The organism is Pseudomonas sp. HMSC063H08 (genome assembly GCF_001813645.1).
GTDB lineage: Bacteria > Pseudomonadota > Gammaproteobacteria > Pseudomonadales > Pseudomonadaceae > Pseudomonas > Pseudomonas aeruginosa.
Genome location: NZ_KV813357.1, coordinates 93,423 through 117,900, shown reverse-complemented (window position 1 = coordinate 117,900; position 24,478 = coordinate 93,423). Strand labels below are relative to the sequence as shown.

The window sequence follows — 24,478 nt, the reverse complement described above, 5'->3', positions numbered from 1 at the left end:
CCCCGGCCCGGCCATCCTGGCCGGTCGTTCGCATTGAAAAACGCATGCGGTTCGGCGTCTTGGGTAAGGTCGAGCTGACATCCTGTCGAGGCCTCGTCGTTCAGCCCACCCCCGGCCCGGCCATCCTGGCCGGTCGTTCGCTCTTCAAAACGCATGCGTTTTGAACGGGCTCACCCACATTTCGAGTGTCCGCAGTTGAGGCAGGTGGCGCAGCCGTCCATCTGTACCACCGCCATGCTGTTGCACTTGCCGCACAGTTGCGCGCCGGCGGGGAAGCCTTCGCCCGGCTCGACCTTGCTGGTGCCCTGGGCGGCCTCGTAGGCGGCGCGTTTTTCCGCGAGGAAAAGACGCTGTTCCTCGTCCAGTTCAGGGCCACGCAACAGACCGATGGCCGTCAGGTGGCGCTCCAGCACGCCGCCGATCTCGGCGACGATGGAGGGCATGTAGATGCCGCCTTTCTTCAGGTAGCCCCCGCGCGGGTCGAATACCGCCTTGAGTTCCTCGACAAGGAAGGTGCAGTCGCCGCCCTTGCGGAAAACCGCGGACATGATGCGGGTAAGTGCGACGATCCACTGGAAATGATCCATGTTCTTCGAGTTGATGAAGATCTCGAAGGGACGCCGCTGCTCGTGCGCCGTGCCCGCATTGAGGACCATGTCGTTGATGGTCACGTAGAGCGCGTGCTCGAACAGCGGCGACTTGATCTTGTAGGTGGCGCCGATCAGGGTATCCGGGCGCTCCAGGGTCTCGTCCATCTGCACCACCGACGCGGCTTCCGCGGCGGCGGCAAGGGCCTGCTCCTCGGCTTCGTTGACGACCTTGAAGCCCTTGATCTTCTGCGTGATCTTGACTGCTGACATATCGATTCCCCCGGCCTCAGTACTTGCCGTAATAGCCTTCTTTCAAGGCGTCGAAGAGGTTGGCGGCGGTATGGATCTCACCGTCGTACTCGACCTGCTCGTTGCCCTTGAACTCCACCACGCTGCCGTCCTCCAGTTCGAAGCGGTAGCGGGTCTTCTCCAGGTCGGACTCCTTGACCAGCACGCCCTGGAACGCCTCGGGATTGAAGCGGAAGGTGGTGCAGCCCTTGAGTCCCTGGTGCCAGGCGTAGCGATAGATGTCCTTGAAGTCCTCGAACGGGTAGTCGGTGGGCACGTTGGCGGTCTTGGAGATCGACGAATCGACCCACTTCTGCGCCGCCGCCTGGATGTCCACGTGTTGCGCCGGGGTGACGCTGTCGGCGGTGATGAAGTAGTCCGGCAGGCGTCGCGCCGGGTCGTCGCTGTCCGGCAGGGCCTGGGCGTTGACCAGGGTCCGGTAGGCCAGCAGCTCGTAGCTGTAGACCTCTACCTTTTCCTTGGTCTTGCGGCCTTCGCGGATAAGGTTGCGCGAATAATGGTGGGCGAAGCTCGGCTCGATGCCGTTGGAGGCGTTGTTCGCCAGGCTCAGGCTGATGGTCCCGGTCGGCGCGATGGAGCTGTGGTGGGTGAAGCGCGCGCCGGTTTCAGCCAACGCCTCGATCAGTTCCGGAGCATGTTCGGCGACTCGCTGCATGTAGCGGGAATACTTGGCGTGAAGCACGCTGCCGCGGATGCGGTCGCCGGCCTTATAGCCATCGGCGGCCATTTCCGGACGCTTGCGAAGCATTTCCGCGGTGACTTCGTAGTCCTGCGCCAGGATCGGCGCCGGGCCCTTCTCCCTGGCCAGCTCCAGGGCCACTTCCCAGCCCACCAGGGCCATTTCCCGCGCCACTTCCTCGGTGAATACGCAGGCCTCGGGACTGCCGTAGCGCAGCTTGAGCAAGGTCAGGGTCGAGCCCAGGCCGAGGAAGCCCATGCCATGCCGGCGCTTGCCAAGGATTTCCTGGCGTTGCTGTTCCAGCGGCAGGCCGTTGATTTCCACCACGTTGTCGAGCATCCGGGTAAACACCCGCACCACTTCGCGGAAACGGTCCCAGTCGAAGCGCGCCTCGTCGCCAAATGGCTGCTCGACGAAGCAGGTGAGATTCACCGAGCCGAGCAGGCACGAGCCATACGGCGGCAGCGGTTGCTCGCCGCAGGGGTTGGTGGCGCGGATCGCCTCGCACCACCAGTTGTTGTTCAGTTCGTTGACCCGGTCGATGAGGATGAAGCCCGGCTCCGCATAGTCGTAGGTGGAGACCATGATCATGTCCCACAGGTGACGGGCGCGGACCTGGCCGTAGACCTTGCAGGCGACCAGCCCGTCGGCGCGCTGGACGTAGTCGTCCTGGATCGGCCATTCGCGCCAGACCACCGCGTTGGGGTCGTCGAGGTCGATCTCGTCGCGCTCCTTCACGTGCACCGGGAATACCAGCGGCCAGTCGGCGTCCTGTTCCACCGCCTGCATGAACTGGTCGGTGATCAGCAGGCTCAGGTTGAACTGGCGCAAGCGCCCGTCCTCGCGCTTGGCGCGGATGAATTCGCGGACGTCCGGGTGGCTGACATCGAAGGTGCCCATCTGCGCGCCGCGGCGGCCGCCGGCGGAGCTGACGGTGAAGCACATCTTGTCGTAGATGTCCATGAACGACAGCGGCCCGCTGGTGTAGGCACCGGCACCGGAAACGTAGGCGCCGCGCGGGCGCAGGGTGCTGAACTCATAGCCGATGCCGCAGCCGGCCTTGAGCGTCAGCCCGGCCTCGTGGACTTTCTCGAGGATGTGGTCCATGGAGTCCTGGATGGTCCCGGACACCGTGCAGTTGATGGTCGAGGTGGCCGGCTTGTGCCCCAGGGCGCCGGCATTGGAAATGATCCGGCCGGCCGGGATGGCGCCGTTGCGCAGGGCCCAGAGGAAGCGCCCGTACCAGTGTTCGCGGGAGGCCTTGTCCTCGACATCGGCAAGGGCGCGGGCGACGCGTTGCCAGGTACCGTCGACGCTGGCATCCACCGGCGTACCGTCCTTGCTCTTGAGCCGGTACTTCTTGTCCCAGATATCCTGCGACGCGTCCTGCAGGGCGATGGTCCCGCGTTCGGTGCGGGGACTGCGTGCGTCTGTCTTGGCCATCCGCTGATTAACCTCCCGATGGTTGTTGGGGCGTCCGAAGCCGGCCACCGTACGCAACATCTAGTTATCCGTACCTGACGGGAATCAATATCTTGTGTCAGGCAGCAACAGACAACCTTAGTCATCGGGACGCCGCGCGCAAGAGGGCGCGGCCATCAGTCACGGGTTTTCAGAGCTTTTCCAGACAGCCGGCAAATTCGCCTGCCAGGTTGTTCAGAAGATTCTCATAGCCGTTGGCGTCCACGCTCACGTTCACGCCCAGGTCGTCCAGTTCGGCCAGGCGCACCGGCAGGCCTTCGCTGAGGGTGTCGGCCAGCCGCGGTCGAAGCGGCGGCTCGCTGAAGATGCAGGCCGGACCGGCGGCCTTCAGCTGGGCGCGCATGGCGGCGACATGGCGTGCTCCCGGCTGGACCTCCGCGGATACCGCGAACACGCCGGTATGGCGCAACCCGTAGGCTTCCTCGAAATAGTCGAAGGCTTCGTGGAAGACGAAGAAAGGCTTGCCGGCAAGCTTGCCCAGGCGTTTGCGGAGTTTCCCGTCGAGCCCGCCGAGGCGCTCCTCGAAGGCCTTCAGGTTGGCCCGGTAGCGCCCGGCGTTGGCCGGGTCGACCTGGGCCAGGTCCTCGGCCATCCGCGCGGCGATGGTGCGGGCGTTGGCCGGCAACAGCCAGAGGTGGGCGTCGAGCATGCCGGGACGATGGTCATGGTCGTGCTCGTCGTGCCCGGCATGCTCCTCTTCCTCGAAATTGACGAACTTGCGCAGGTGCATGCCCGGCAGGTCCTGCACCGCGACGCTGGTGCCCTGGCGGCCGGCGAGCACCTTGGGCAGGAAGTTCTCCAGGTCCGGGCCGATCCAGTAGAACAATTGCACCTCGCGCAGCCGCCGTACGTCGGAAGGACGCAGGGCGTACTGGTGTGGCGAGGCGCCCGGCGGCAGCAGTACGTCCGGCTGGCCGACGCCGTCCTGGATGGCCGCGGCGACCAGTTGCAGCGGTTTGATGCTGGTCAGCACGCTGACCTCGGCGCGCGCCGGCGAAGCCAGCAGGAACAGGGCGAAGCAGGCGGACAGCAGGGCAAAGGGACGCAGGGTCACGGCGGCACTCACATGAAAGGTGGTTAGCGGGTAATATAATAACGTCTCTACCCTCGAGCGTCGCAGCCCATGTACAAGATTGCGCCCAAGACCCCGCTGGCCTGCCAGCCCCATGACCACAGCCAGTGCGTCAGCACCGCGCTGGCCGAGGCCGATGCGCTGTGCGCGCGCCAGGGCGTGCGCCTGACCGAACTGCGGCGGCGCGTGCTGGAACTGGTCTGGCAGAGCCACAAGCCGCTGGGGGCCTACGATATCCTCGCGGTGCTCAGCGAAACCGACGGCCGCCGCGCCGCGCCGCCGACCGTCTACCGCGCGCTGGACTTCCTCCAGGAGAACGGCCTGGTGCACCGCATCGCCTCGCTCAACGCATTCGTCGGCTGCAACAACCCGGAGCACAGCCACCAGGGCCAGTTCCTCATCTGCCGCACCTGCCACACCGCGATCGAGCTGGAACAGCCGGATATCAGCCGGGCCATCGTCGCCGGAGCGAACAGCGTCGGCTTCGCCGTTGAAAGCCAGACCGTCGAGGTGGTCGGCCTCTGCGGCACCTGCCGGGACCAGAAGGACGCCTGATGGACAACGCGCTGGTGCGGCTGACCCAGGTCGGCGTGTCCTTCAACGGCCAGGCGGTGCTGAGCGATGTCGACCTGGCCATCGAGCCCGGCCAGATCGTCACCCTGATCGGCCCCAACGGCGCCGGCAAGACCACCCTGGTACGCAGCGTGCTCGGCCTGCTCAAGCCGCACGTCGGCGAGGTCTGGCGACGGCCGCGGCTGACCATCGGCTACATGCCGCAGAAACTCCACGTCGACGCCACCCTGCCGCTCAGCGTACTGCGCTTCCTCCGCCTGGTACCCGGGGTCAGGCGCGAGCAGGCGCTGGCGGCGTTGCGCGAGGTCGGCGCGGCGCACGTGCTGGAGCGCCCGCTGCAAAGCATTTCCGGTGGCGAACTGCAACGCGTGCTGCTGGCCCGCGCTCTGCTGCGCAAGCCCGAGCTACTGGTGCTCGACGAGCCGGTGCAGGGCGTCGACGTTGCCGGCCAGGCCGAACTCTACCGCCTCATCGGCAAACTGCGCGACCGCTACGGCTGCGGTGTGCTGATGGTCTCCCACGACCTGCACCTGGTGATGAGCGCCACCGACCAGGTGGTCTGCCTGAACCGCCATGTCTGCTGCTCCGGGCACCCCGAGCAGGTCAGCGGCGACCCGGCCTTCGTCGAGCTGTTCGGCCAGGACGCTCGCAGCCTGGCGATCTACCACCACCACCACGATCACGCCCACGACCTCCACGGCGAGGTGGTCAAGGCCGGACCCGGCGCCTTGCCTCCAGGCACCCGCTTCACTCCTGTCCACAAGCACGGCCCCGACTGCAACCATGGCTGACTTCCTGCTCAACGCCCTCCTCGCCGGCCTCGCCCTGGCCCTGGTGGCCGGCCCCCTGGGCTCCTTCGTGGTCTGGCGACGGATGGCCTATTTCGGCGATACCCTGTCCCACGCCGCACTGCTCGGGGTAGCCCTGGGTTTCCTCCTCGATGTCAGCCCGACCCTGGCAGTGACCGTCGGCTGCGTGCTGCTCGCAGTGCTGCTGGTGACCCTGCAGCAGCGCCAGCCGCTGGCCGCCGACACCCTGCTGGGCATCCTCGCCCACAGCACCCTGTCGCTGGGCCTGGTCACCCTGAGCTTCATGAAGGAAGTGCGGGTCGACCTGATGGCTTACCTGTTCGGCGATCTGCTGGCGGTGAGCGCCAGCGACCTGCTGTGGATAATCGCCGGCAGCGCGCTGGTCCTGGCACTGATCTGCTTCCTCTGGCGGCCGCTGCTGGCGATCACCGTGCACGAGGAACTGGCGAAGGTGGAAGGCCTGCCGGTCGGAGCGATCCGCCTGGCGCTGATGTTGCTGATCGCCATCGTCATCGCCGTGGCGATGAAGATCGTCGGCGTACTGCTGATCACCTCGCTGCTGATCATTCCCGCCGCCGCCGCCCAGCGCCATGCCCGCAGTCCCGAGCAGATGGCGGTCGGTGCCAGCCTGCTGGGACTGGTCGCGGTGTGCGCCGGCCTGGCCCTGTCCTGGTTCAAGGATACCCCCGCCGGCCCCTCGATCGTGGTCAGCGCCGCCGGCCTGTTCCTGCTGAGTTTTGTCCTGCCCCGCCGCACGGTGTAGAATCTGGCGATTTTTTGACCAAACGAGAACCCGCAGGAATGATGTCGTCCTTCTTTCGCCTGCTGTCCATCCTGGCGGCGGCGCTGCTGGTCAGCGCCTGCCAGGGCAATGCGTCGTCGCAACCGACGCCGGTGGTCGCGCCCCAGGCGCAGCCCGCCGATCCCTATGCCGAACTGCAGGAAACCCTGGCCGCCGGCAAGCTCGAACAGGCCGAGCAACAATGGCTGGCCCTGCGCAGCGCCGCCGCCGGCGACGAGCGCGTCGAAGCATTCCGCCGCCAGTTGGCCGAGGCCTACATGCAGCGCGGGGAAACCGCGCTGCGCCAAGGAGACCTCAACACCGCCACCAGTGCCCTCGGCCATGCCCGCGGACTGATGCCCAAGGCGCCGGCGCTGACCGCCGGGCTGGACGGTGCGATCAACCGCGCCAAGGTCGATCCCGCCCGTGCCGAGCAGGCCCGACGCATGCAGCAGGCGGCCCAGCAGCAGATGCAGCAGATCATCCAGACGCCGCCCGACGGCCAACTGAAGCCGCTGCCCGGCGCTCCCCACCTGATCGATCCGCAAGCGGCCAGCAGCGCCGTGCCCCTGCCGATGCTCGACGGCACCGGCCAGGGCGGCCTCGGTGCGGTGCTCGACGCGGTGGCCGCGGATGTCGTCGCCTACCGTTGCAGGGTGCATATCGAAGTGCGCCGGGACAGCGACTATCCGCTGGTTTCCGACCAGCTCCTGGCGCGGGTGAAGAAGCTCTCACCCGATTTCGACCTGCATCTCAGCCATGTCGTACAGGCCGACAAGCCGACCCGATTGATACTTACCCCCCGGAATTGAGGCCGGTCCAGCCCCGGCCGCAGCAGAAAGCGCTTGTCGGGAGCGAGCCAGACGCTTATTCCATTTCAATGTTTTTTCATCACCAATAAATATTAATAATGCATAAGAAAGCAAGGTAAAATGCTCGGTTTAGCTGACCGCCCATGCTTCCCGCCAAGCCCGTGCTCCAGCCGTAACAGCATCGCCGCACCCACAAGGTTCGCCCAGTGATCGAATTCCACGACGTCCACAAGACCTATCGAGTTGCCGGTCGGGAAATCCCCGCCTTGCAACCGACCCGCCTGAACATCCAGGCCGGGCAGATTTTCGGCCTGATCGGCCATTCCGGTGCCGGCAAGAGCACCCTGCTGCGCCTGATCAACCGCCTCGAGGAGCCCAGCGGCGGCCGCATCCTGGTCGAGGGCGAAGACGTCACCGCCCTCGACGCCGAAGGCCTGCGCCGTTTCCGCCAGCGCGTCGGGATGATCTTCCAGCACTTCAACCTGCTGTCCTCGAAGACCGTCGCCGACAACATCGCCATGCCCCTGCGCCTGGCCGGCGGCTTCAGCCGTGCCGAAGTCGATGCGCGGGTCTCCGAGCTGCTCGCGCGGGTCGGCCTGTCCGACCACGCGCGCAAGTATCCGGCCCAGCTCTCCGGCGGACAGAAACAGCGCGTCGGCATCGCTCGCGCCCTGGCCTGCCGGCCGAGCATCCTGCTCTGCGACGAGGCCACCAGCGCCCTCGATCCGCAGACCACCGCCTCGGTCCTGCAACTGCTGGCGGAAATCAATCGCGAGCTGAAGCTGACCATCGTCCTCATCACCCACGAGATGGACGTGATCCGTCGTGTCTGCGACCAGGTCGCGGTCATGGACGGCGGCGCCATCGTCGAGCAGGGCGATGTCGCCGATGTCTTCCTCCATCCGCAGCACCCGACCACCCGCCGCTTCGTGTTCGAGGCCGAACGGGTCGACGAGGACGAGCGCCACGACGATTTCGCCCACGTGCCGGGTCTCATCCTGCGCCTGACCTTCCGCGGCGAAGCCACCTATGCGCCGCTGCTGGGCACCGTGGCGCGGCAGACCGGGGTCGACTACAGCATCCTTTCCGGACGCATCGACCGCATCAAGGACACGCCCTACGGCCAGCTGACCCTGGCCCTGGTCGGCGGTGACCTGGAAGCCGCCATGAGCCAGTTGAACGCCGCTGACGTACATGTGGAGGTACTGCGCTGATGGACTTCTTCGAAACCATGAGCTTCGCCAACATCGACTGGTACGAAATCTGGCTGGCCAGCGTCGACACCTTCTGGATGCTCGGCGGTTCGCTGCTATTCACGGTGGTCCTCGGCCTGCCCCTCGGCGTCCTGCTGTTCCTTACCGGGCCACGGCAGATGTTCGAGCAGAAGGCGGTCTACACCCTGCTCTCGCTAGTGGTGAACATCCTCCGTTCGTTGCCGTTCATCATCCTGCTGATCGTGATGATCCCGCTGACCGTACTGATAACCGGTACCTCGCTGGGCGTCGCCGGGGCCATCCCGCCGCTGGTGGTGGGCGCCACGCCGTTCTTCGCGCGCCTGGTGGAAACCGCGCTGCGCGAGGTCGACAAGGGCATCATCGAGGCAACCCAGGCGATGGGCGCCAGCACCCGGCAGATCATCTGGAACGCCCTGCTGCCGGAAGCCCGACCGGGCATCATCGCCGCCATCACCGTCACCGCCATCACCCTGGTCTCGTACACCGCGATGGCCGGAGTGGTCGGCGCCGGCGGGCTGGGCGACCTGGCGATCCGCTTCGGCTATCAGCGCTTCCAGACCGACGTGATGGTGGTCACCGTGGTGATGCTGCTGATCCTCGTCCAGATTCTGCAAACCGTGGGCGACAAGCTGGTGGTGCACTTCTCGCGCAAGTAAGCTTGCCGGCCAAGCCCAAAACCCTGAGCGCCGCGGTTATCCACAGCCGCCAGGAACACCTCGAAAGGAGTTGAAGATGAAAAAACTGCTTGCTGCTTTCTCCGCTGTCGCGGCGCTCGGCCTCACCGCCGCCCAGGCCGCCGAGTCCCTCACCGTCGCGGCCACCCCGGTGCCGCACGCGGAGATCCTCAACGTGGTCAAGCCGCTGCTGGCCAAGGAAGGCGTGGACCTGAAGATCAAGGAGTTCACCGACTACGTGCAGCCGAACGTGCAGGTCTCGGAAAAGCGCCTGGACGCCAACTTCTTCCAGCACCAGCCGTACCTCGATGAGTTCAACAAGGCCAAGGGCACCGACCTGGTCGCCGTGACCGGCGTACACATCGAGCCGCTGGGCGCCTACTCGAGCAAGTACAAGAAGCTCGACGAACTGCCTTCCGGCGCTACCGTGGTGATCCCCAACGACGCCACCAACGGCGGCCGCGCCCTGCTCCTGCTGGACAAGGCTGGGGTGATCAAGCTCAAGGACAACAAGAGCATCACCGCCACGCCGAAGGACATCGTCGACAATCCGAAGAACATCAAGATCCGCGAACTGGAAGCCGCGACCCTGCCGCGCGTGCTGACCCAGGTCGACATGGCGCTGATCAATACCAACTACGCCCTGGAAGCCAAGCTGAACCCGACCAAGGATGCGCTGGCCATCGAAGGCAGCGACTCGCCCTACGTGAACATCCTGGTCGCGCGGCCGGACAACAAGGACAGCGACGCCATGCAGAAGCTGGCCAAGGCCCTGCACAGCGCCGAGGTCAAGCAGTTCATCCAGGAGAAATACAAAGGCGCGGTGGTGCCGGCGTTCTGAGCCACGCTGCGTAACCGCCCCTGGAAAAAGCCCGGTCTTCGACCGGGCTTTTTCGTTTCCGGCCCGGCCGCACGTCTGCCTGCCGTGCCACGACAGCGGTCATTCGGTCGTTTTCGGGGAATGTAGTGAAAAAAACATTCCGTCACATATTGAACAATCTGAAAAATTCACTACACAATCGACCCACCTTCGAGGATGCCCCATGCAAGAACTAAAACAACGCCTGGCCTCCCCGCCCGCCGAACTGACTCCCGCGGAGCGCAAGGTGGTGCGTGCCCTGCTCGATGACTACCCGCGCCTCGGCCTCGGCCCGATGACGCGCCTGGCCCGGCACGCCGGAGTCAGCGACCCGACGATCATGCGCCTGGTGAAAAAGCTCGGCTTCGCCGGCTACGGCGACTTCCAGGAAGCGCTGCTGGCCGACGTCGACGACCGCCTGCGCTCGCCGCGCACCCTGCTCGCCGAACGCCGCGAGCGGATGGGCCGCGACGACACCTGGGCGCGCTACCTCGACCAGGCTGGCCAGAGCCTGCAACAGACCCTCGGCCTGACCCGCCCCGATGACATCCAGCGCCTCGCCGACTGGCTGCTCGACAGCCGCCTGCGCGTGCACTGCCACGGCGGACGCTTCAGCCGTTTCCTCGCCGGCTACCTGGTCACCCATCTGCGCCTGCTGCGCCCGCAATGCCGATTACTCGACGACGGCGCCCTGCTCCCCGACCAGCTCTACGACCTCGGCCGCCAGGACCTGCTGGTCCTGTTCGACTATCGCCGCTACCAGAGCCAGGCCCAGCACGTGGCCCAGGCCGCCAAGGCACGCGGCACGCGGCTGGTGCTGTTCACCGACATCTACGCCTCGCCGCTGCGCGAACACGCCGACCTGATCGTCAGTTCGCCGGTGGAATCCGCCTCGCCCTTCGACTCGCTGGTGCCGGCCATGGCCCAGGTCGAGGCACTGGTAGCGACCCTGGTGGCGCGCATGGGCGCGCCGCTCGACGAACGCCTGGAGGGCATCGACCAGCTCCGCAACGCGTTCAGCAGTCATCTTCTGGAGGAATGACCCGATGTTCAGCCTGCCCCACCACTCGCCGCGCGACCTGCCGTTCGGCCGCCGGCAGACCGCCATCCTGTTCGTCGACATGCAGCGCGCCTGGGTCGAGCCGGGGCGCGACCCGCACGTCGATCCGCAGGCGGCCGGCTACTTCTACGAGCGCGTGCAGAACCAGGTGATCCCCAACCAGCAGCGCCTGCTCGGGGCCATGCGCGCAGTGGACGAGAACGTCCTGCACACCATCATCGAGAGCCTCACCGCCGATGGCCGCGACCGCTCGCTGGATCACAAGCTGTCGGAGATGCACCTGCCCAAGGGCAGCCCGGACGCCAGGGTGATCGACGCCCTGGAGCCGACCGCCAACGAGATCGTGCTGCCGAAGACCTCTTCCGGCGTTTTCAACTCCACCGCCATCGACTACGTACTGCGCAACCTCGGCACCCGCCACCTGATCGTCTGCGGGGTGGTCACCGACCAGTGCGTGGACATGGCCGTGCGCGATGCCGCCGACCGCGGCTACCTGGTCACCCTGGTCGAGGATGCCTGTGCCACCCATACCCCGGAACGCCACCAGGCCTGCCTGGAAGCGATCAAGGGCTACTGCTGGATCAGCGACACCGAGACCGTCCTGCAACGCATCGCCGCCCTCGGCCGGAGCAACCTGTGAACCGCCTGCAGCCGGTACGCCTGGTCAGCTTCGTCACCACCGACCTGGCCGGCATCACCCGCGGGCGCTCGCTGCCCCTGGCGACCCTGGAAGAGCAACTGGCCAGCGGTTGCGGCTGGGTACCGGCGAACAGTTCGCTGACCCCGCAGGACCTGATCGACGAGAGCAGCCCCTGGGGCAGCCACGGCGACCTGCGCCTGCTGCCCGACCCGAACAGCCGGGTGCGCGTCGAGCAGGGTCCCGACGCCGCTGCGCCGGCGCTCGACTACCTGCACGGCAACCTGGTGGAAACCGACGGCACGCCGTGGCCGGCCTGCCCGCGCGGCCTGCTGCTGGCCGAGGTGGAGCGCTATCGCGACAGCGGCCTGCAGGTCATCGCGGCGTTCGAACACGAATTCAGCCTGCTCGGCCTGCCCGGCGAGCGTCCGGCCGCGGCGTTTTCGCTGCAGGCCCAGCGTGCCGCCGGGCAGTTCCCCGGCTGGCTGGTCAGCGCCCTGGCCCAGGCCGGCACCGAGCCGGAGATGTTCCTCCCCGAATACGGCCAGCGCCAGTACGAGGTCACCTGCCGCCCGGCGCAGGGCGTGGCCGCCGCCGACCGCGCGGTGAACGTCCGCGAGGTCACTCGCGAAGTGGCGCGGCAGATGGGCCTGCGTACCTGCTTCGCACCGCTGCCGGCACCCGGCGCGGTGACCAACGGGGTGCACCTGCACCTGAGCCTGCAACATGCCGACGGCAGCCCGCTGCTGTACGAGCCCGGTCGACCCAACGATCTCTCCGAACTCGGCGAGCACTGGGCCGCCGGCGTGCTCGCGCACCTGCCGGCGCTGTGCGCGCTGACCGCGCCTACCGCCGCCTCCTACCTGCGCCTGAAACCCCACCACTGGAGCGCCGCCTACGCCTGCCTGGGACTGCGCAACCGCGAAGCGGCGCTGCGCATCTGTCCGGTGGTGAGCGTCGGCGGCAAGCCGCTGGGCAAGCAGTACAACCTGGAATTCCGGCCGATGGACGCCACCGCCTGTCCGCACCTGGCGATGGCCGCGGTGCTGATCGCCGGCCGCCTGGGCATCGAACGACGCCTGCCGCTGCGCGCCCTGGCCGATGTCGATCCGCACGGCCTCAGCGACGAAGAGCGCCAGGCCCGCGGCATCCAGACCCTGCCGGCGACCCTCGGCGATGCGCTCGACTGCCTGCAGCGCGACGAGACGCTCTGCGCCGAGCTGCCAAAGCCGCTGCTGGACACTTACCTCGCCATGAAGCGCCACGAACTGGCACTGACGGCGGGCCTTTCCGACGACGACCTGTGCCGCCACTATGCCGAGCTTTACTGACAACCCCGAACTCGGCATCTACCAGCTGCCACCCTACCGCCTGCTCAACCCCGAAGGGCGCAGCCCGGTGGTCCTGGTCTGCGAGCACGCCAGCCGGCACATCCCGCTGGAGTTGCAGCGCCTCGGCCTGGACCAGGCCGCGGCGGAAGAACACATCGCCTGGGATATCGGCGCCCTGGCGCTGGCCGAAGAGCTTTCCCGGCGGCTCGACGCGCCATTGCTGGCGGCCGGCTACTCGCGCCTGCTGATCGACCTGAACCGACCGCTGGAGGCACCCGACAGCATTCCGCCGCACAGCGAGATCTACCCGGTTCCCGGCAACCGCGAGCTGTCCGAGACGGTGCGCCGCTATCGCCAGGATTGCCTGTTCCATCCGTTCCACCAGCGCCTGACGCAACTGCTCGACGAGCGCCAGGCCGCCGGCGTGCCGACCCGCGTGGTCGGCGTGCACAGTTTTACCCCGGTGTACCACGGCAGACCCCGCCCGCTGGTTGCCGGGGTGCTTTATCGCAACGCCGGCGCCTACGCCGGGCGCATCCTCGACGGTTTGCGCCGGCACGGCCTGGAAGTCGCCGGCAACCAGCCCTATGCGATCGACCCGGCGGAAGACACTACCGTTCCGGTGCATGGCGACGCACGCGGTCTGGAAGCGGTGCTGCTGGAGATCCGCAACGATGGATTGCGCACGCCGGATGCGGTGAGCGCCTGGGCCGAGCGTCTGTATCCCTGGCTCTGATGCGATGACCGGCGCCGCCGGTCGCCAATAACGAGAAAGAGGCCCGCTTCGCGTGCTGCGCCGATAACGACAATACGCTGCCTTTTCCCGAGGAGCCCGTCATGGCCATCGAACAGTTCGGATACCGGCAACAGCTGCGCCGCAGCCTGTCCCTGAGCGACCTGATCATCTACGGGATGATCTTCATGATCCCCATCGCCCCGTTCGGGGTCTACGGCTGGGTCCATGCCGACGCCCACGGCATGGTGCCGATGGCCTACCTGGTGGGCATGCTGGCGATGCTCTTCACCGCCCTCAGCTACGGAGCCATGGCCAAGGCCTTTCCGATTGCCGGCTCGGTGTATTCCTACGCCCAGCGCGGCATCCACCCCCATGTCGGCTTCATCGCCGGCTGGGTGCTGCTGCTCGACTACCTGCTGATCCCGCCGCTGCTCTACGTGTTCAGCGCGCTGGCGCTGAACCACTTGTTCCCGGCGATCCCCAAGCTGGCCTGGATGCTGCTGTTCCTGGTCTCGGCGACCCTGGTCAACCTGCGCGGCATCACCTTCGCCGCCCGCGCCAACCTGTTGTTCCTGATCGGAGAGCTGGTGGTCCTGGCGATCTTCCTGGTGGTCGGCTACCAGGCGCTGGAAGGCGGCCTGGGCAACGGCCGGCTGACCCTCGAGCCGCTGTATCGCCCGGAGGCCTTCGATCTCGGCCTGGTGATGAAGGCCGCCTCGATCGCCGTACTGTCGTTCCTCGGCTTCGACGCCATCTCCACCCTCGCCGAGGAGGTCAAGGGCGATCCCGCGCGACAGATCGGCCGCGCCGCGCTGATCGCGCTGTTCATCATGGGCGGCATCTTCATCGCGCAGACCTGGCTGGCCACCGACCTCGCCGCCGGGATGAACTTCAAGTCGGCGGACACCGCCTTCTACGAGATCGCCGAAGCGGCCGGTGGCCAGTGGCTGTCGATGCTGACAGCGGTAGCCACCGCGCTGGCCTGGGGTGTCACCGTGTCGATCACCTCGCAGGCAGCGGTCTCGCGCCTGCTCTACTCGATGGCCCGCGACGGCAGGCTGCCGCGCGCGCTGGCCAGGGTCCATCCGCGCTACCAGACGCCGCACGTCAGCCTGTACCTGGTGGCGGTGCTGTCGCTGGGAATCGGCTGGGCCTTCCTCGACGCACCGGACGTGCTCACCTCACTGGTGAACTTCGGTGCCCTCACCGGCTTCTGCCTGCTGCACCTGAGCGTGATCAACCACTACTACCGCCGCCAGCGCTCCGGCCAGTGGTTGCGGCATCTACTGTTCCCGCTGGTGGGCCTGGCGATCATCGCCTACGTGCTGTACAGCATGAGCCTCGACGCACAGTTGCTCGGACTGGCCTGGATCGCGGTGGGGCTGGTCTACCTGGCGTTGCTGCAACGCGGCGGGCGCCAGGCGCCAACGGAGTTGGCCAAGGATCTCTGACGCCTCGCGAGGGCTGCTTCAGGCCGGCTCTTCGCCGACGAAATCGCTGCGGCTGAGGCCATGCCGCAGCATCTTTTCGTTGAGTGTCCGGCGCGGCAGTTGCAGCAACTCCATCACCGCCTTGATGTCCCCGCGGCACTGGCCGAGCGCCTGGCGCAGGCACTCCGCCTCGAAGGCTTCCATGCGTTCCGCCAGCCCCGAGGTGAGGCCGCCGCCTTCCTCCGCGTCCCCGCGCTCCAGGCCGAGGACATGACGCTCGGCGGCGTTGGCCAGCTCGCGTACATTGCCCGGCCAGTCGTGGGCCATCAGCCGCGCCAGTTCCGCCGGCGCGGCGGGCTGCGGCTCGCGGCCGAGGCGCTGGCTGGCAACGCTGGCGAAATGTTCGAAGAGCAGCGGGATGTCCTCGCGACGCTCGCGGATCGGCGGCAGGCGCAGCTCAGCGACGTTCAGGCGATACACCAGGTCCTCGCGGAAGCGTCCGGCACGTGCTTCGGCCAGCAGGTCGGGCTTGGTCGCGGCAATCACCCGCAGGTCGACGTGGATGCTCTGGTTCGAGCCGAGCCGCTCCAGTTGCTGCTCCTGCAGGACGCGCAGCAGCTTGACCTGCTGCGCCAACGGCATGCTTTCGATCTCGTCGAGGAACAAGGTACCGCCATGGGCATGCTCGAGCTTGCCGATGCGCTTGCCCTGCGCGCCGGTGAAGGCACCGCTCTCATGACCGAACAGCTCGCTCTCGAACAGTTGCTCGGGAATCGCCGCGCAGTTCAGCGCCACGAACGGCTTGTCGGCGCGCGGCCCGAAGTCGTGCAGGCAGCGGGCAACCAGTTCCTTGCCGCTGCCGGTCTCGCCACGGATCAGGACGTTCACCGGGGTCTGCGCCAGGGCCAGAACCTGCCGGCGCAACGCTTCCATCGGCTTGGACACGCCGAGCAGACGCGCATCGACCTGGTCCTTGAGACTGGCCTGCTCCTTCAGGCGCCGGTTCTCCAGCACCAGGCGGCGCTTTTCCAGCGCGCGCCGCAAACTGCCGAGCAGGCGCTCGGGCGTGAAGGGTTTCTCGATGAAGTCGTAGGCACCCTGGCGCATGGCCTCCACCGCCATCGGCACGTCGCCGTGCCCGGTGACCATGATCACCGGCAGGTCGCGATCGACCGCCTGCAGGTTGGCGAGCAGTTGCAGGCCGTCCATGCCAGGCATGCGCACATCGCTGATGACCACCCCGGCGAAGGACTTGTCCAATGCTCCCAGGCACTCCTCGGCGCGCAGGCACAGGCGCACCTCGAAGCCGGACAGCTCCAGCCATTGCTGCACCGCTTCGCGGATCGTCGCTTCGTCGTCGACGAAGATCACCTGGTCGCTCATGTCGTTACGCTCGTGTCATCGGGGGCCGCCGGCAGGATCAGGCTGAACACCGCTCCCGCCTCGGCATTGGCGACCTGCAGGCGGCCGCCGAGTTCGTGGACGATCCCATAGGATACCGCCAGGCCGAGGCCGAGTCCCTCTCCCACCGGCTTGGTGGTGAAGAACGGATCGAAGACGCTGCCCAGGTGCTCGGCGGGAATCCCGCCGCCGTTGTCGGCGACGCTCAGCACCCAGTCGCCGCCAAGCCGTTGCAGGGCCAGGCGGATCCACGGCCGCTCCTGGCCGGCAACGGCATCCAGGGCGTTGCGCAGCAGGTTGACCAGCACCTGTTCCAGGCGGATCGCGTCGCCCATCACCCAGGCCGGCCAGAGCAGCGCCTGCTCGATCTCCACCCGTTCGGCGCGGATTCGCGGTAGCAACAACTGCTGCGCCTGTTCGACCACGTGGCCCAACTCGATACGCTCGCGCAGGCCGCCGGCGCTCTTGCGCGCGAAGGTCTTCAGGTGGCCGGTGAGCGCGGCCATGCGTTCGAGCATCTGGTCGATGCGCGGCAACGCCTGGCGCGCCTCGTCGTGGCGTCCGGCGTCGAGCAGCAGGCGCAGGCTGGCCAGTTGCATGCGCTGGGCGGTGAGCGGCTGGTTGATCTCATGGGCCAGGGCCGCCGACATCTGCCCCAGGGCGGCCAACTTGGCCGCCTGCACCAGGCCGTCCTGCGCGGTACGCAGGTCGGCGGTGCGCTGCTCGACCAGGCGCTCCAGCTCCTCCCGGCTACGTTGCCGCAGGCGGGCGATACGCCAGCGCTGGTGCAGGAACAAGCCGAGGAAGACCAGCGCCAGCCAGGTGCCGGCGGCGGCCAGGCGCGCGGTGGCGACGTCGTCCTGGATGCTCGCGGTGTCGCGCAGTAAGTGGAGGGTCCAGCCGTCGTTGGGCAGGTCCAGCGATTGCCAGAGGTAGTCCTTCTCGCCGTCGGCGCTTTCCACCCGCGCCAGACGGCTGTCTTCGCCGTAGCTGCGCAAGGTCTGGTGGCGCAGGGGTGTCAGGGGCTGGCGATCGTATTGCCGGGTCTCCGCCAGTTCGAAGCGGTCCACGGTATCCAGCGGTTCCAGTTCGCGGTAGCGCCAACCGGCGTGGTTGGCGAGGAACACGATGCCCTTGGCGTCGCTGGCCAGGACCAGGTCGGGGGTCTGGTTCCACTGCCGTTCCAGATCGGGAAACTCCAGCTTGACCACGATTGCGCCCAGGAAGCTGCCGTCCTCGGCGCGCACCGCGTGGGACAGGAAATAACCGGGAATCCCGCTGATCACCCCGACCGCATAGAAACGTCCGGAGCCTTGGGCGATGGTCTGGCGGAAATAGGGACGGAAACCGTAGTTGTGGCCCACGTAGCTGGTCGGCAGGTTCCAGTTGCTCGCCGCCACGGCCAGCCCGGTACGGTCGAGCAGCTCCAGGGTGGAGGAGCGGGCGGCCAGGTTGATGCTTTCCAGCTTGAGGTTGAGGCGCTGCTGCAACTCGCCGTCGATCGGCCCGGCCAGCGCCGCGCGCAGGTCCGGATCCAGCGCCAGCACCGCCGGCAGGCTGCGGAAGCGTTCGATCAGGGTCTGCAGCGAGCCGGCGTAGAGGTCCAGCTGCTTGCGCACCTGTTCGCCCTCGGCGCGTAGCGCCTGCTGCCGCGCCTGGCGACCCGCCCAGTCCATGGACAGCAGCAGGCCGCCGAGCAGCGGCAGCAACAGCAGGAACAGGCGCAGCGGACGGGACAAGGACATCGGCGGATCGAAACGGCGGCGGGAAGCGGCGACGATAGCACGGCGCCCGGTTACACTGCGCGCCGTACGAGGAGTCCGCCCATGTCGCTATCCCCCTGGTCCCATTCCTGCTCGGCCGGTTTCACCCTGCGCGGCTGGCGCAGCGAACCGAGCGGCAAGCCGTTGCTGCATTTCCTCCATGGCAACGGCTTCTGCGGCCGCACCTACGAACCGATGCTGCGTCTGTTGGCGGAGGATTTCGACCTCTGGCTGTGCGACATCCAGGGCCACGGCGAAAGCGACCACGGCGGCCGCTTCCACGGCTGGAACCGCAACGCCGAGATGGCGGTGGAGGCCTTCGAGGCCGGGCGCGGTCCCTATGGCGATGTCCAGCGACTGGCCTGCGGGCACAGCTTCGGCGGCGTCCTCAGCAGCCTCGTCCTGGCCCGCCATCCCACCCTGTTCGCCCGCGCCGTGCTGCTCGACCCGGTACTGTTCACCCCGGCGATGATCGGCGTGATGGCGCTTTCCGAGACCCTCGGCCTGCAATTGCGCGGCAGCCTGGCGAAGAAGGCGCGCCTGCGCCGCAGCCAGTGGCCGGATCGCGCAGCCGCCTACGCCGGCTTGCGCGGCCGCGGTATCTTCAAGGGCTGGACCGACGAGGCGCTGTGGGCCTACGTGGAATATGCGCTGAAGGAGAGCGACGGCGGAGTCGAGCTGAAGTGCCGGCCAAGCCGCGAAGCGGAGATCTTCAGCTCCTTCCCCAGGCGGCTGTGGCCGTCGCTGGGCAAGATCACCACGCCGACCCGCGTGCTCTACGGTGACCGCACCTACCCTTTCGTCGCCAAGTCGGTGGCGCGCTGGTGCTCGCTCAACCCCCAGGTCAGCGCCCACGCGGTGGTCGGCGGCCACTGCTTCATGCAGGAAGACCCGGCCGCTGCCGCCGAACGCGTACGCGACTTTCTCCTGCCCAATCCATGAACGCTCCTTCCGTAGGGAATCCGGCGCTCATCCATCGGTCCCAGGGAGGATGACCCCCACAGGACCGAGCCATGCGCCCTCTCCTCTTCAGCGCCCTTCTCCTGCTCTCCGGGCATGCCCAGGCCAGCGAATGGAACGACAGCCGGGCCGTGGACAAGCTATTCGGAGCGGCCGGTGTGAAAGGCACCTTCGTCCTTTACGATGTGCAGCGGCAGCGCTATGTCGGCCATGACCGGGAGCGCGCGGAAACCCGCTTCGTTCCCGCTTCCACCTACAAGGTGGCGAACAGCCTGATCGGCTTATCCACAGGGGCGGTTAGATCCGCCGACGAGGTTCTTCCCTATGGCGGCAAACCCCAGCGCTTCAAGGCCTGGGAGCACGACATGAGCCTGCGCGACGCGATCAAGGCATCGAACGTACCGGTCTACCAGGAACTGGCGCGGCGCATCGGCCTGGAGCGGATGCGCGCCAATGTCTCGCGCCTGGGTTACGGCAACGCGGAAATCGGCCAGGTTGTGGATAACTTCTGGTTGGTGGGACCGCTGAAGATCAGCGCGATGGAGCAGACCCGCTTTCTGCTCCGACTGGCGCAGGGAGAATTGCCATTCCCCGCCCCGGTGCAGTCCACCGTGCGCGCCATGACCCTGCTGGAAAGCGGCCCGGGCTGGGAGCTGCACGGCAAGACCGGCTGGTGCTTCGACTGCACGCCGGAACTCGGCTGGTGGGTGGGCTGGGTGAAGCGCAACGAGCGGCTCTACGGCTTCGCCCTGAACATCGACATGCCCGGCGGCGAGGCCGACATCGGCAAGCGCGTCGAACTGGGCAAGGCCAGTCTCAAGGCTCTCGGGATACTGCCCTGACGCTCTGCCGCCTCAGTCGCCGACCTTTTTCTGCCGGGACTGCCGCCACTCGTCGAGGCGAATCACCTCGGCGCTATGCACCGGCGGGTTGTCGACCTCGGCGGCCGCCTCGAAGCGATGCGGGGCCAATTCGATGGCGCCGAGGTGATAGCCATACATGACGATACGCCCGGCGTAGCGTTCCTCGCCGCTGACGGTGAACTCGAAACCGAACTCGCGGCTCAGCCGCCACTGACCACGGTGGTCACGGGCCAGGCGCAGGCGCCGGCGCGCGACATTCTCGTCGAGCAGTTCCACGCCCTGCTTGGCGCAATGCTGTTTGGCCAGCAGTAACGCCCGCTCGCGCACGCCATGGGCGCGCCACCACCAGGCTGCGGCGGCGCCCAACAGGAGCATGACGAAAAGGTTACCCAGGGTCACGAGCGGAATCCGGTGTAGGGGGACGGCCAGCTTACCCGTTCTCCCGGCAGGCAGCGAGTGGGGGGTGTTTTCGCCATGTGAATTAGCCCCCATACTGCGCCGACTCAGCTGTAGGAAGTCGTCTCATGCCACGTACGCCCCACCTGCTCGCCATCCAGTCCCATGTGGTCTTCGGCCACGCCGGCAATGCCGCGGCGGTGTTCCCGATGCAGCGCATCGGAATCAACGTCTGGCCGTTGAACACGGTGCAATTCTCCAACCACACCCAGTACGGTCAATGGACCGGGCAGGTGCTGCCGCCGGAGCAGATTCCGGCGCTGGTGGACGGTATTGCCGGCATCGGCGAACTGGGCAACTGCGACGCAGTGCTGTCCGGCTATCTCGGCAGCGCCGCCCAGGGCCGCGCCATTCTCGATGTGGTGGCACGGATCAAACAGGCCAACCCTCGGGCGTTGTACCTCTGCGACCCGGTCATGGGCCACCCGGAAAAAGGCTGCATCGTGGCCCCGGAGGTCAGCGACTTCCTGCTGGAAGAAGCCGCCGCGGTCGCCGACTACCTGTGTCCCAACCAGTTGGAGCTGGACAGCTTCTGCGACCGCCAGCCGGACTCCCTCGCCGACTGCGTGGAAATGGCACGGAGCCTGCTGGCACGCGGTCCCAGGGCAATCCTGGTAAAGCACCTGAACTATCCGGGCAAGGCCGGCGACACCTTCGAGATGCTACTGGTGGCCGCCGACCAGGTCTGGCACCTGCAACGCCCGCTGCTGGCCTTCCCGCGGCAACCGGTCGGGGTCGGCGACCTGGCCTCGGGGCTGTTCCTCTCTCGCCTGCTGCTCGGCGACGACCTGCGTAACGCCTTCGAATTCGCCGGCGCCGCGGTCCATGAAGTGCTGCTGGAAACCCAGGCCTGCGGCAGCTACGAGCTAGAGCTGGTGCGGGCGCAGGATCGGATCGCACACCCAAGGGTTCGTTTCGACGCAGTGCGCCTTTAGTCTCCATCCCAGTGGGTGAAAATCATCCACAGGCAGCTCAAAGAACGTATTTCCCCAGCATCAACCCACCGACCACCATCACCGCCATCAGCACGAAAGCCATGCCCAGGCGCCGCTCGATCAGGGTCTTCAGGCGTGGGCCAGCCCAGAACAGCAAAGCGCAGGTAGCGGCGAAGCGCAGGCTGCGGGCGACAAGGCTGAGGCCGACGAACAGCCAGAGGTCGAGCTGGGTCACTCCGCTGGTAATGGTGATCACCTTGTACGGCAGCGGCGTGAAGCCGCCGCCCAGCAGCACCATCAGCCAGCCCAGTTCGTTGTAGCGTTCGGCGACCTGTTCGAAGTTCTCCAGCAAGCCGTAGAACGCCAGGATCGGCATGGCCACGCTCTCGAACAGCAGCAAGCCGATGAAATAGCCGGCGATGCCGCCCAGCACCGAGCTGATCGCGCAGATCGTCGCGTAGCGCCAGGCCTTGGCCCGGTTGGCCAGGACCATCGGCACCAGCAAGGCGTCCGGCGGAATCGGGAAGAACGAGCTTTCGGCGAAGGTCACCCCGCCCAGGGCCAGCTCCGCGCGGGGATGGCCGGCCAGGCGCAGGGTCCAGTCGTAGAGACGGCGCAACATGTCAGGCCGACTGCGGCAGCGGTGCGTCGGCGCCGCGCTCGTCACGGTCGAGTCCCAGGCGATGGACCATGCCGCAGGCGATCTCGCGCTCGCCCATGATCACCAGGTTGGCGCCGTTCTGCTCCAGGTAGTCCACCTCGGCGTCGAAATGCGCCCGGGCGACGATGTCCAGCGGCGGGTTCACCGCGCGGGCGTGGCTGGCGATCTGCCCGGCCTCGAAGCCGTTGGGAATGGCGATCAGCAACCAGCGCGCCTCGGCGATGTTGGCCAGTTCCAGCACGCCGGGACTGGCGGCATTGCCGAGGACCACGCTGTAGCCCTGTTCGCGCAGTTCGTCGGCCTTGTCGCGCTTGTCCACCACTACCACGAAGGGCGTCCCGGCGGCGCGCAGGCGAGCGCTGACCAACCCGCCAACCCGGCCATGACCGATCAGCACCGCATGCTCGCGCTCCAGGATCGGCGGCGGCAGGTCCTGCGCCGGCATCTCGCGGACCCCGCCAGCGGCCTCCGCCAGGCGCTGCTCCTTGCGTTGCTGCAGGCGATCGATGGCGATGAACAGCAGCGGATTGACCAGGATCGACAGGATCGCCCCGGCCAGCACCAGGTCGCGGCTCTGCTCCGGCACCAGTTCGAGGCCGATGCCCAGGCCGATGAGAATGAAGGAAAACTCGCCGATCTGCGCCAGGCTGGCGGCGATCACCAGTGCGGTGCTGTTCGGATGGCCGAAGGCGCGGACGATCAGGTAGGCGGCCACCGACTTGCCGAAGACGATGACCAGGAAGGTGGCCAGGACCGTCAGCGGCTCCTGCAACAGGATCATCGGATTGAACAGCATCCCCACCGAGACGAAGAACAACACCGCGAAAGCGTCGCGCAGCGGCAACGAGTTCTCCGCCGCCTCGTGGCTGAGTTCGGACTCGTTGAGGATCATCCCGGCGAAGAAGGCGCCTAGCGCGAAGGACACCCCGAACAGCACCGCCGAGCCATAGGCGATGCCCAGGGCGATGGCCAGCACGGCCAGGGTGAAGAGTTCCCGCGAACCGCTGGCGGCGATCCTCTCCAGCACCCAGGGCACCACCCGGCGACCGCCGAAGATCATCAGGGCGACGAAGGCGGCGACCTTGCCCAGGGTAATCAGCAGCGGCCAGAGCAGACTGGCTTCGCCGCCGTCGGTCTTGCCGCCGAGGGTGCCGGCGAGCGCCGGCAGGAGTACCAGGGTCAGGACCATCGCCAGGTCCTCGACGATCAGCCAGCCGATGGCGATCCTGCCACGCTTGGTGTCCAGCAACTGGCGCTGCTCCAGGGCGCGCAACAGCACCACGGTACTGGCCACCGACAGGCTCAGGCCGAATACCAGGCCGCCGCCGAAGCTCCAGCCGAGCAGCTTGGCCAGGCCGATGCCAAGCAGCGTGGCGACGCCGATCTGCACCAGCGCCCCGGGAATGGCGATGGCCTTCACCGAGAGCAGGTCCTTGAGCGAGAAGTGCAGGCCGACGCCGAACATCAGCAGGATCACGCCGAGTTCGGCGATTTCCTGCGACAGCGCCTGGTCGGCGACATAACCGGGAGTGAACGGCCCGGCCAGGACGCCCGCGAGCAAGTAGCCGACCAGCGGCGAAATGCGCAGGCGATTGGCCAGGGCCCCGAAGAGGAAGGCGAGGACGAACCCCGCGGCGAGTGTGGTGAGTAACGGCGTATGGTGCATCAGGACTCCCGGCAACACGGGGAACGCGTCCTCCGCGGCCTGGCCGGCGGACGACGACGTTCGAAATGGATCACGGACCCGCGCCCGTGACGGCAAGGCGGAAAGGCTTTCCGCCAACGGAGCCGGGCAGAGCGACCGGCCCATGGCATTCGAGCGACCCGACGGCGGCTATGGTTCCTGGAGAAACCCGGCGCGATACCGACAGGTTAACCCGTTGACGTTTCTGGAGTTTTAACAGGCACGCCGGTTTCTTATCAAGAAATGTCAGGAATGGACGCCAGCAGAGGCAAACTTCTGCGTTTTCTTATGAAAAGCTGCGAAAATTCGCGAAACGGCATCAGGTCCGAAGCGGGCTCGACCGGACACCGGCAGCCTTCCTCAACCGTCTTCGCGAATCGCCTGGTAGCGGGCCTCCAGCTCCGCGCGCAGCTGGCGGCGTTGCTGGGCCTGGGCGAAGCGGCGCTTCTGCTCGGCGGTTTCCAGCTCCAGCGGGCGGACGGCCACCGGCTTGCGCTCGTCATCCAGGGCGACCATGGTGAAGAAACAGCTGTTGGTATGACGCACGGACTGCTCGCGGATGTTTTCGGTGATGACCTTGACGCCGATTTCCATGGAAGTCCGCCCGGTGTAGTTGACCGAAGCGAGGAAGGTCACCAGTTCGCCGACATGCACCGGCTCGCGGAAGATCACCTGATCCACCGACA

24 protein-coding genes are annotated in these 24,478 nt (G+C 67.0%); 15 read left to right on the top strand and 9 right to left on the bottom strand.

Features of this window, described 5'->3' with window-relative positions:
- Positions 1-170: 170 nt before the first annotated feature.
- From HMPREF2924_RS04525 to HMPREF2924_RS04515, 3 genes are all read right to left on the bottom strand, one after another.
- Positions 171-860, bottom strand: coding sequence for a TSCPD domain-containing protein (locus HMPREF2924_RS04525; protein ID WP_003096987.1), 690 nt, complete (start codon positions 858-860; stop codon positions 171-173).
- 16 nt (positions 861-876) lie between these two features.
- Complete coding sequence (locus HMPREF2924_RS04520; protein ID WP_003136457.1) at positions 877-3,081, bottom strand: adenosylcobalamin-dependent ribonucleoside-diphosphate reductase; 2,205 nt, start codon at positions 3,079-3,081, stop codon at positions 877-879.
- A 109-nt stretch (positions 3,082-3,190) separates the two neighbouring features.
- Positions 3,191-4,114 carry a zinc ABC transporter substrate-binding protein gene (locus HMPREF2924_RS04515; RefSeq protein WP_003136458.1) on the bottom strand — a complete coding sequence of 308 codons (924 nt, stop codon included), beginning with the start codon at positions 4,112-4,114 and terminating at the stop codon, positions 3,191-3,193.
- A gap of 69 nt (positions 4,115-4,183) precedes the next feature.
- Between HMPREF2924_RS04515 and zur the strand changes: the two genes are divergently transcribed.
- The 12 genes from zur (at position 4,184) to HMPREF2924_RS04455 (ending at position 15,090) form a co-directional block, all read left to right on the top strand.
- Positions 4,184-4,687 carry a zinc uptake transcriptional repressor Zur gene (zur, locus tag HMPREF2924_RS04510; protein WP_003096992.1) on the top strand — a complete coding sequence of 168 codons (504 nt, stop codon included), beginning with the start codon at positions 4,184-4,186 and terminating at the stop codon, positions 4,685-4,687.
- Positions 4,687-5,496: a zinc ABC transporter ATP-binding protein ZnuC gene (gene znuC / locus HMPREF2924_RS04505; RefSeq protein ID WP_003099732.1), complete on the top strand. Its 810-nt coding sequence runs from the start codon at positions 4,687-4,689 to the stop codon at positions 5,494-5,496. The genes zur and znuC overlap by 1 nt, the downstream gene beginning before the upstream one ends.
- Positions 5,489-6,277 (top strand): zinc ABC transporter permease subunit ZnuB, encoded by a 789-nt coding sequence (znuB, locus tag HMPREF2924_RS04500; RefSeq protein ID WP_003096998.1) that lies wholly within the window; start codon positions 5,489-5,491, stop codon positions 6,275-6,277. The genes znuC and znuB overlap by 8 nt, the downstream gene beginning before the upstream one ends.
- A gap of 41 nt (positions 6,278-6,318) precedes the next feature.
- Positions 6,319-7,107 (top strand): PA5502 family lipoprotein, encoded by a 789-nt coding sequence (locus HMPREF2924_RS04495; RefSeq protein WP_003136459.1) that lies wholly within the window; start codon positions 6,319-6,321, stop codon positions 7,105-7,107.
- 206 nt (positions 7,108-7,313) lie between these two features.
- A complete protein-coding gene (locus HMPREF2924_RS04490) occupies positions 7,314-8,321 on the top strand; it encodes a methionine ABC transporter ATP-binding protein (protein ID WP_003097002.1) in 1,008 nt (335 codons plus the stop codon).
- Positions 8,321-8,998, top strand: coding sequence for a methionine ABC transporter permease (locus HMPREF2924_RS04485; RefSeq protein ID WP_003097004.1), 678 nt, complete (start codon positions 8,321-8,323; stop codon positions 8,996-8,998). Before HMPREF2924_RS04490 ends, HMPREF2924_RS04485 begins: the two co-directional genes overlap by 1 nt.
- A 76-nt stretch (positions 8,999-9,074) precedes the next feature.
- A complete protein-coding gene (locus HMPREF2924_RS04480) occupies positions 9,075-9,857 on the top strand; it encodes a MetQ/NlpA family ABC transporter substrate-binding protein (protein ID WP_003097007.1) in 783 nt (260 codons plus the stop codon).
- A gap of 202 nt (positions 9,858-10,059) precedes the next feature.
- Positions 10,060-10,917 (top strand): transcriptional repressor QapR, encoded by an 858-nt coding sequence (gene qapR / locus HMPREF2924_RS04475; protein ID WP_003097009.1) that lies wholly within the window; start codon positions 10,060-10,062, stop codon positions 10,915-10,917.
- 4 nt (positions 10,918-10,921) lie between these two features.
- On the top strand, positions 10,922-11,575 hold the full coding sequence (locus HMPREF2924_RS04470) for a cysteine hydrolase family protein (RefSeq protein ID WP_003109125.1): 654 nt from the start codon (positions 10,922-10,924) through the stop codon (positions 11,573-11,575).
- On the top strand, positions 11,572-12,903 hold the full coding sequence (locus HMPREF2924_RS04465; protein ID WP_003136461.1) for a glutamine synthetase family protein: 1,332 nt from the start codon (positions 11,572-11,574) through the stop codon (positions 12,901-12,903). Before HMPREF2924_RS04470 ends, HMPREF2924_RS04465 begins: the two co-directional genes overlap by 4 nt.
- A gap of 67 nt (positions 12,904-12,970) precedes the next feature.
- Complete coding sequence (locus HMPREF2924_RS04460) at positions 12,971-13,639, top strand: N-formylglutamate amidohydrolase (RefSeq protein ID WP_003136463.1); 669 nt, start codon at positions 12,971-12,973, stop codon at positions 13,637-13,639.
- Positions 13,640-13,740: 101 nt separating this feature from the next.
- Entirely contained in the window at positions 13,741-15,090 is a 1,350-nt protein-coding gene (locus tag HMPREF2924_RS04455; RefSeq protein WP_003099715.1) for an APC family permease, read from the top strand.
- Between the two features lie 18 nt (positions 15,091-15,108).
- Here HMPREF2924_RS04455 and HMPREF2924_RS04450 read toward each other — a convergent pair whose 3' ends face one another.
- Positions 15,109-16,452 (bottom strand): sigma-54-dependent transcriptional regulator, encoded by a 1,344-nt coding sequence (locus HMPREF2924_RS04450; RefSeq protein WP_003136465.1) that lies wholly within the window; start codon positions 16,450-16,452, stop codon positions 15,109-15,111.
- The gene (locus HMPREF2924_RS04445) at positions 16,449-18,215 is read right to left on the bottom strand and encodes a sensor histidine kinase (RefSeq protein WP_003097020.1); all 1,767 of its coding nucleotides are present in this window, start codon (positions 18,213-18,215) and stop codon (positions 16,449-16,451) included. Before HMPREF2924_RS04445 ends, HMPREF2924_RS04450 begins: the two co-directional genes overlap by 4 nt.
- 81 nt (positions 18,216-18,296) lie before the next feature.
- Here HMPREF2924_RS04445 and poxA point away from each other — a divergent pair, with 81 nt between their 5' ends.
- Together poxA and HMPREF2924_RS04435 are read left to right on the top strand one after the other, a co-directional pair.
- A complete protein-coding gene (poxA, locus tag HMPREF2924_RS04440) occupies positions 18,297-19,175 on the top strand; it encodes an alpha/beta hydrolase PoxA (RefSeq protein ID WP_003097022.1) in 879 nt (292 codons plus the stop codon).
- A 71-nt stretch (positions 19,176-19,246) separates the two neighbouring features.
- Entirely contained in the window at positions 19,247-20,035 is a 789-nt protein-coding gene (locus tag HMPREF2924_RS04435) for an OXA-50 family oxacillin-hydrolyzing class D beta-lactamase OXA-488 (protein WP_003097028.1), read from the top strand.
- A gap of 12 nt (positions 20,036-20,047) precedes the next feature.
- Here HMPREF2924_RS04435 and HMPREF2924_RS04430 read toward each other — a convergent pair whose 3' ends face one another.
- The gene (locus HMPREF2924_RS04430; protein WP_003121391.1) at positions 20,048-20,548 is read right to left on the bottom strand and encodes a DUF3301 domain-containing protein; all 501 of its coding nucleotides are present in this window, start codon (positions 20,546-20,548) and stop codon (positions 20,048-20,050) included.
- Between the two features lie 32 nt (positions 20,549-20,580).
- On the opposite strand from HMPREF2924_RS04430, the gene pdxY reads away from it, so the two are divergent.
- Positions 20,581-21,447 carry a pyridoxal kinase PdxY gene (pdxY, locus tag HMPREF2924_RS04425; RefSeq protein WP_003136468.1) on the top strand — a complete coding sequence of 289 codons (867 nt, stop codon included), beginning with the start codon at positions 20,581-20,583 and terminating at the stop codon, positions 21,445-21,447.
- A gap of 37 nt (positions 21,448-21,484) precedes the next feature.
- Here the strand turns inward: pdxY and HMPREF2924_RS04420 are convergent, their stop codons facing one another.
- From HMPREF2924_RS04420 to HMPREF2924_RS04410, 3 genes are all read right to left on the bottom strand, one after another.
- Positions 21,485-22,069 carry a YqaA family protein gene (locus tag HMPREF2924_RS04420; protein WP_003097034.1) on the bottom strand — a complete coding sequence of 195 codons (585 nt, stop codon included), beginning with the start codon at positions 22,067-22,069 and terminating at the stop codon, positions 21,485-21,487.
- 1 nt (position 22,070) lies between these two features.
- Entirely contained in the window at positions 22,071-23,774 is a 1,704-nt protein-coding gene (gene ybaL / locus HMPREF2924_RS04415; RefSeq protein WP_003136470.1) for a YbaL family putative K(+) efflux transporter, read from the bottom strand.
- A 378-nt stretch (positions 23,775-24,152) separates the two neighbouring features.
- Positions 24,153-24,478: acyl-CoA thioesterase (locus HMPREF2924_RS04410; RefSeq protein WP_070700380.1), on the bottom strand; the 326-nt coding region annotated here is incomplete at its 5' end.

Excerpts from the sequence above, each read along its gene's own strand:
- pdxY (WP_003136468.1), top strand. The coding sequence starts at position 20,581 with ATGCCACGTACGCCCCACCTGCTCGCCATCCAGTCCCATGTGGTCTTC.
- HMPREF2924_RS04485 (WP_003097004.1), top strand. The coding sequence starts at position 8,321 with ATGGACTTCTTCGAAACCATGAGCTTCGCCAACATCGACTGGTACGAA.
- HMPREF2924_RS04470 (WP_003109125.1), top strand. The coding sequence starts at position 10,922 with ATGTTCAGCCTGCCCCACCACTCGCCGCGCGACCTGCCGTTCGGCCGC.
- HMPREF2924_RS04435 (WP_003097028.1), top strand. The coding sequence starts at position 19,247 with ATGCGCCCTCTCCTCTTCAGCGCCCTTCTCCTGCTCTCCGGGCATGCC.
- znuC (WP_003099732.1), top strand. The coding sequence starts at position 4,687 with ATGGACAACGCGCTGGTGCGGCTGACCCAGGTCGGCGTGTCCTTCAAC.
- HMPREF2924_RS04495 (WP_003136459.1), top strand. The coding sequence starts at position 6,319 with ATGTCGTCCTTCTTTCGCCTGCTGTCCATCCTGGCGGCGGCGCTGCTG.
- HMPREF2924_RS04520 (WP_003136457.1), bottom strand. The coding sequence starts at position 3,081 with ATGTTGCGTACGGTGGCCGGCTTCGGACGCCCCAACAACCATCGGGAG.
- HMPREF2924_RS04525 (WP_003096987.1), bottom strand. The coding sequence starts at position 860 with ATGTCAGCAGTCAAGATCACGCAGAAGATCAAGGGCTTCAAGGTCGTC.
- HMPREF2924_RS04480 (WP_003097007.1), top strand. The coding sequence starts at position 9,075 with ATGAAAAAACTGCTTGCTGCTTTCTCCGCTGTCGCGGCGCTCGGCCTC.
- HMPREF2924_RS04450 (WP_003136465.1), bottom strand. The coding sequence starts at position 16,452 with ATGAGCGACCAGGTGATCTTCGTCGACGACGAAGCGACGATCCGCGAA.
- poxA (WP_003097022.1), top strand. The coding sequence starts at position 18,297 with ATGTCGCTATCCCCCTGGTCCCATTCCTGCTCGGCCGGTTTCACCCTG.
- qapR (WP_003097009.1), top strand. The coding sequence starts at position 10,060 with ATGCAAGAACTAAAACAACGCCTGGCCTCCCCGCCCGCCGAACTGACT.
- HMPREF2924_RS04455 (WP_003099715.1), top strand. The coding sequence starts at position 13,741 with ATGGCCATCGAACAGTTCGGATACCGGCAACAGCTGCGCCGCAGCCTG.
- HMPREF2924_RS04420 (WP_003097034.1), bottom strand. The coding sequence starts at position 22,069 with ATGTTGCGCCGTCTCTACGACTGGACCCTGCGCCTGGCCGGCCATCCC.
- HMPREF2924_RS04445 (WP_003097020.1), bottom strand. The coding sequence starts at position 18,215 with ATGTCCTTGTCCCGTCCGCTGCGCCTGTTCCTGCTGTTGCTGCCGCTG.
- ybaL (WP_003136470.1), bottom strand. The coding sequence starts at position 23,774 with ATGCACCATACGCCGTTACTCACCACACTCGCCGCGGGGTTCGTCCTC.
- zur (WP_003096992.1), top strand. The coding sequence starts at position 4,184 with ATGTACAAGATTGCGCCCAAGACCCCGCTGGCCTGCCAGCCCCATGAC.
- HMPREF2924_RS04430 (WP_003121391.1), bottom strand. The coding sequence starts at position 20,548 with ATGGGGGCTAATTCACATGGCGAAAACACCCCCCACTCGCTGCCTGCC.
- znuB (WP_003096998.1), top strand. The coding sequence starts at position 5,489 with ATGGCTGACTTCCTGCTCAACGCCCTCCTCGCCGGCCTCGCCCTGGCC.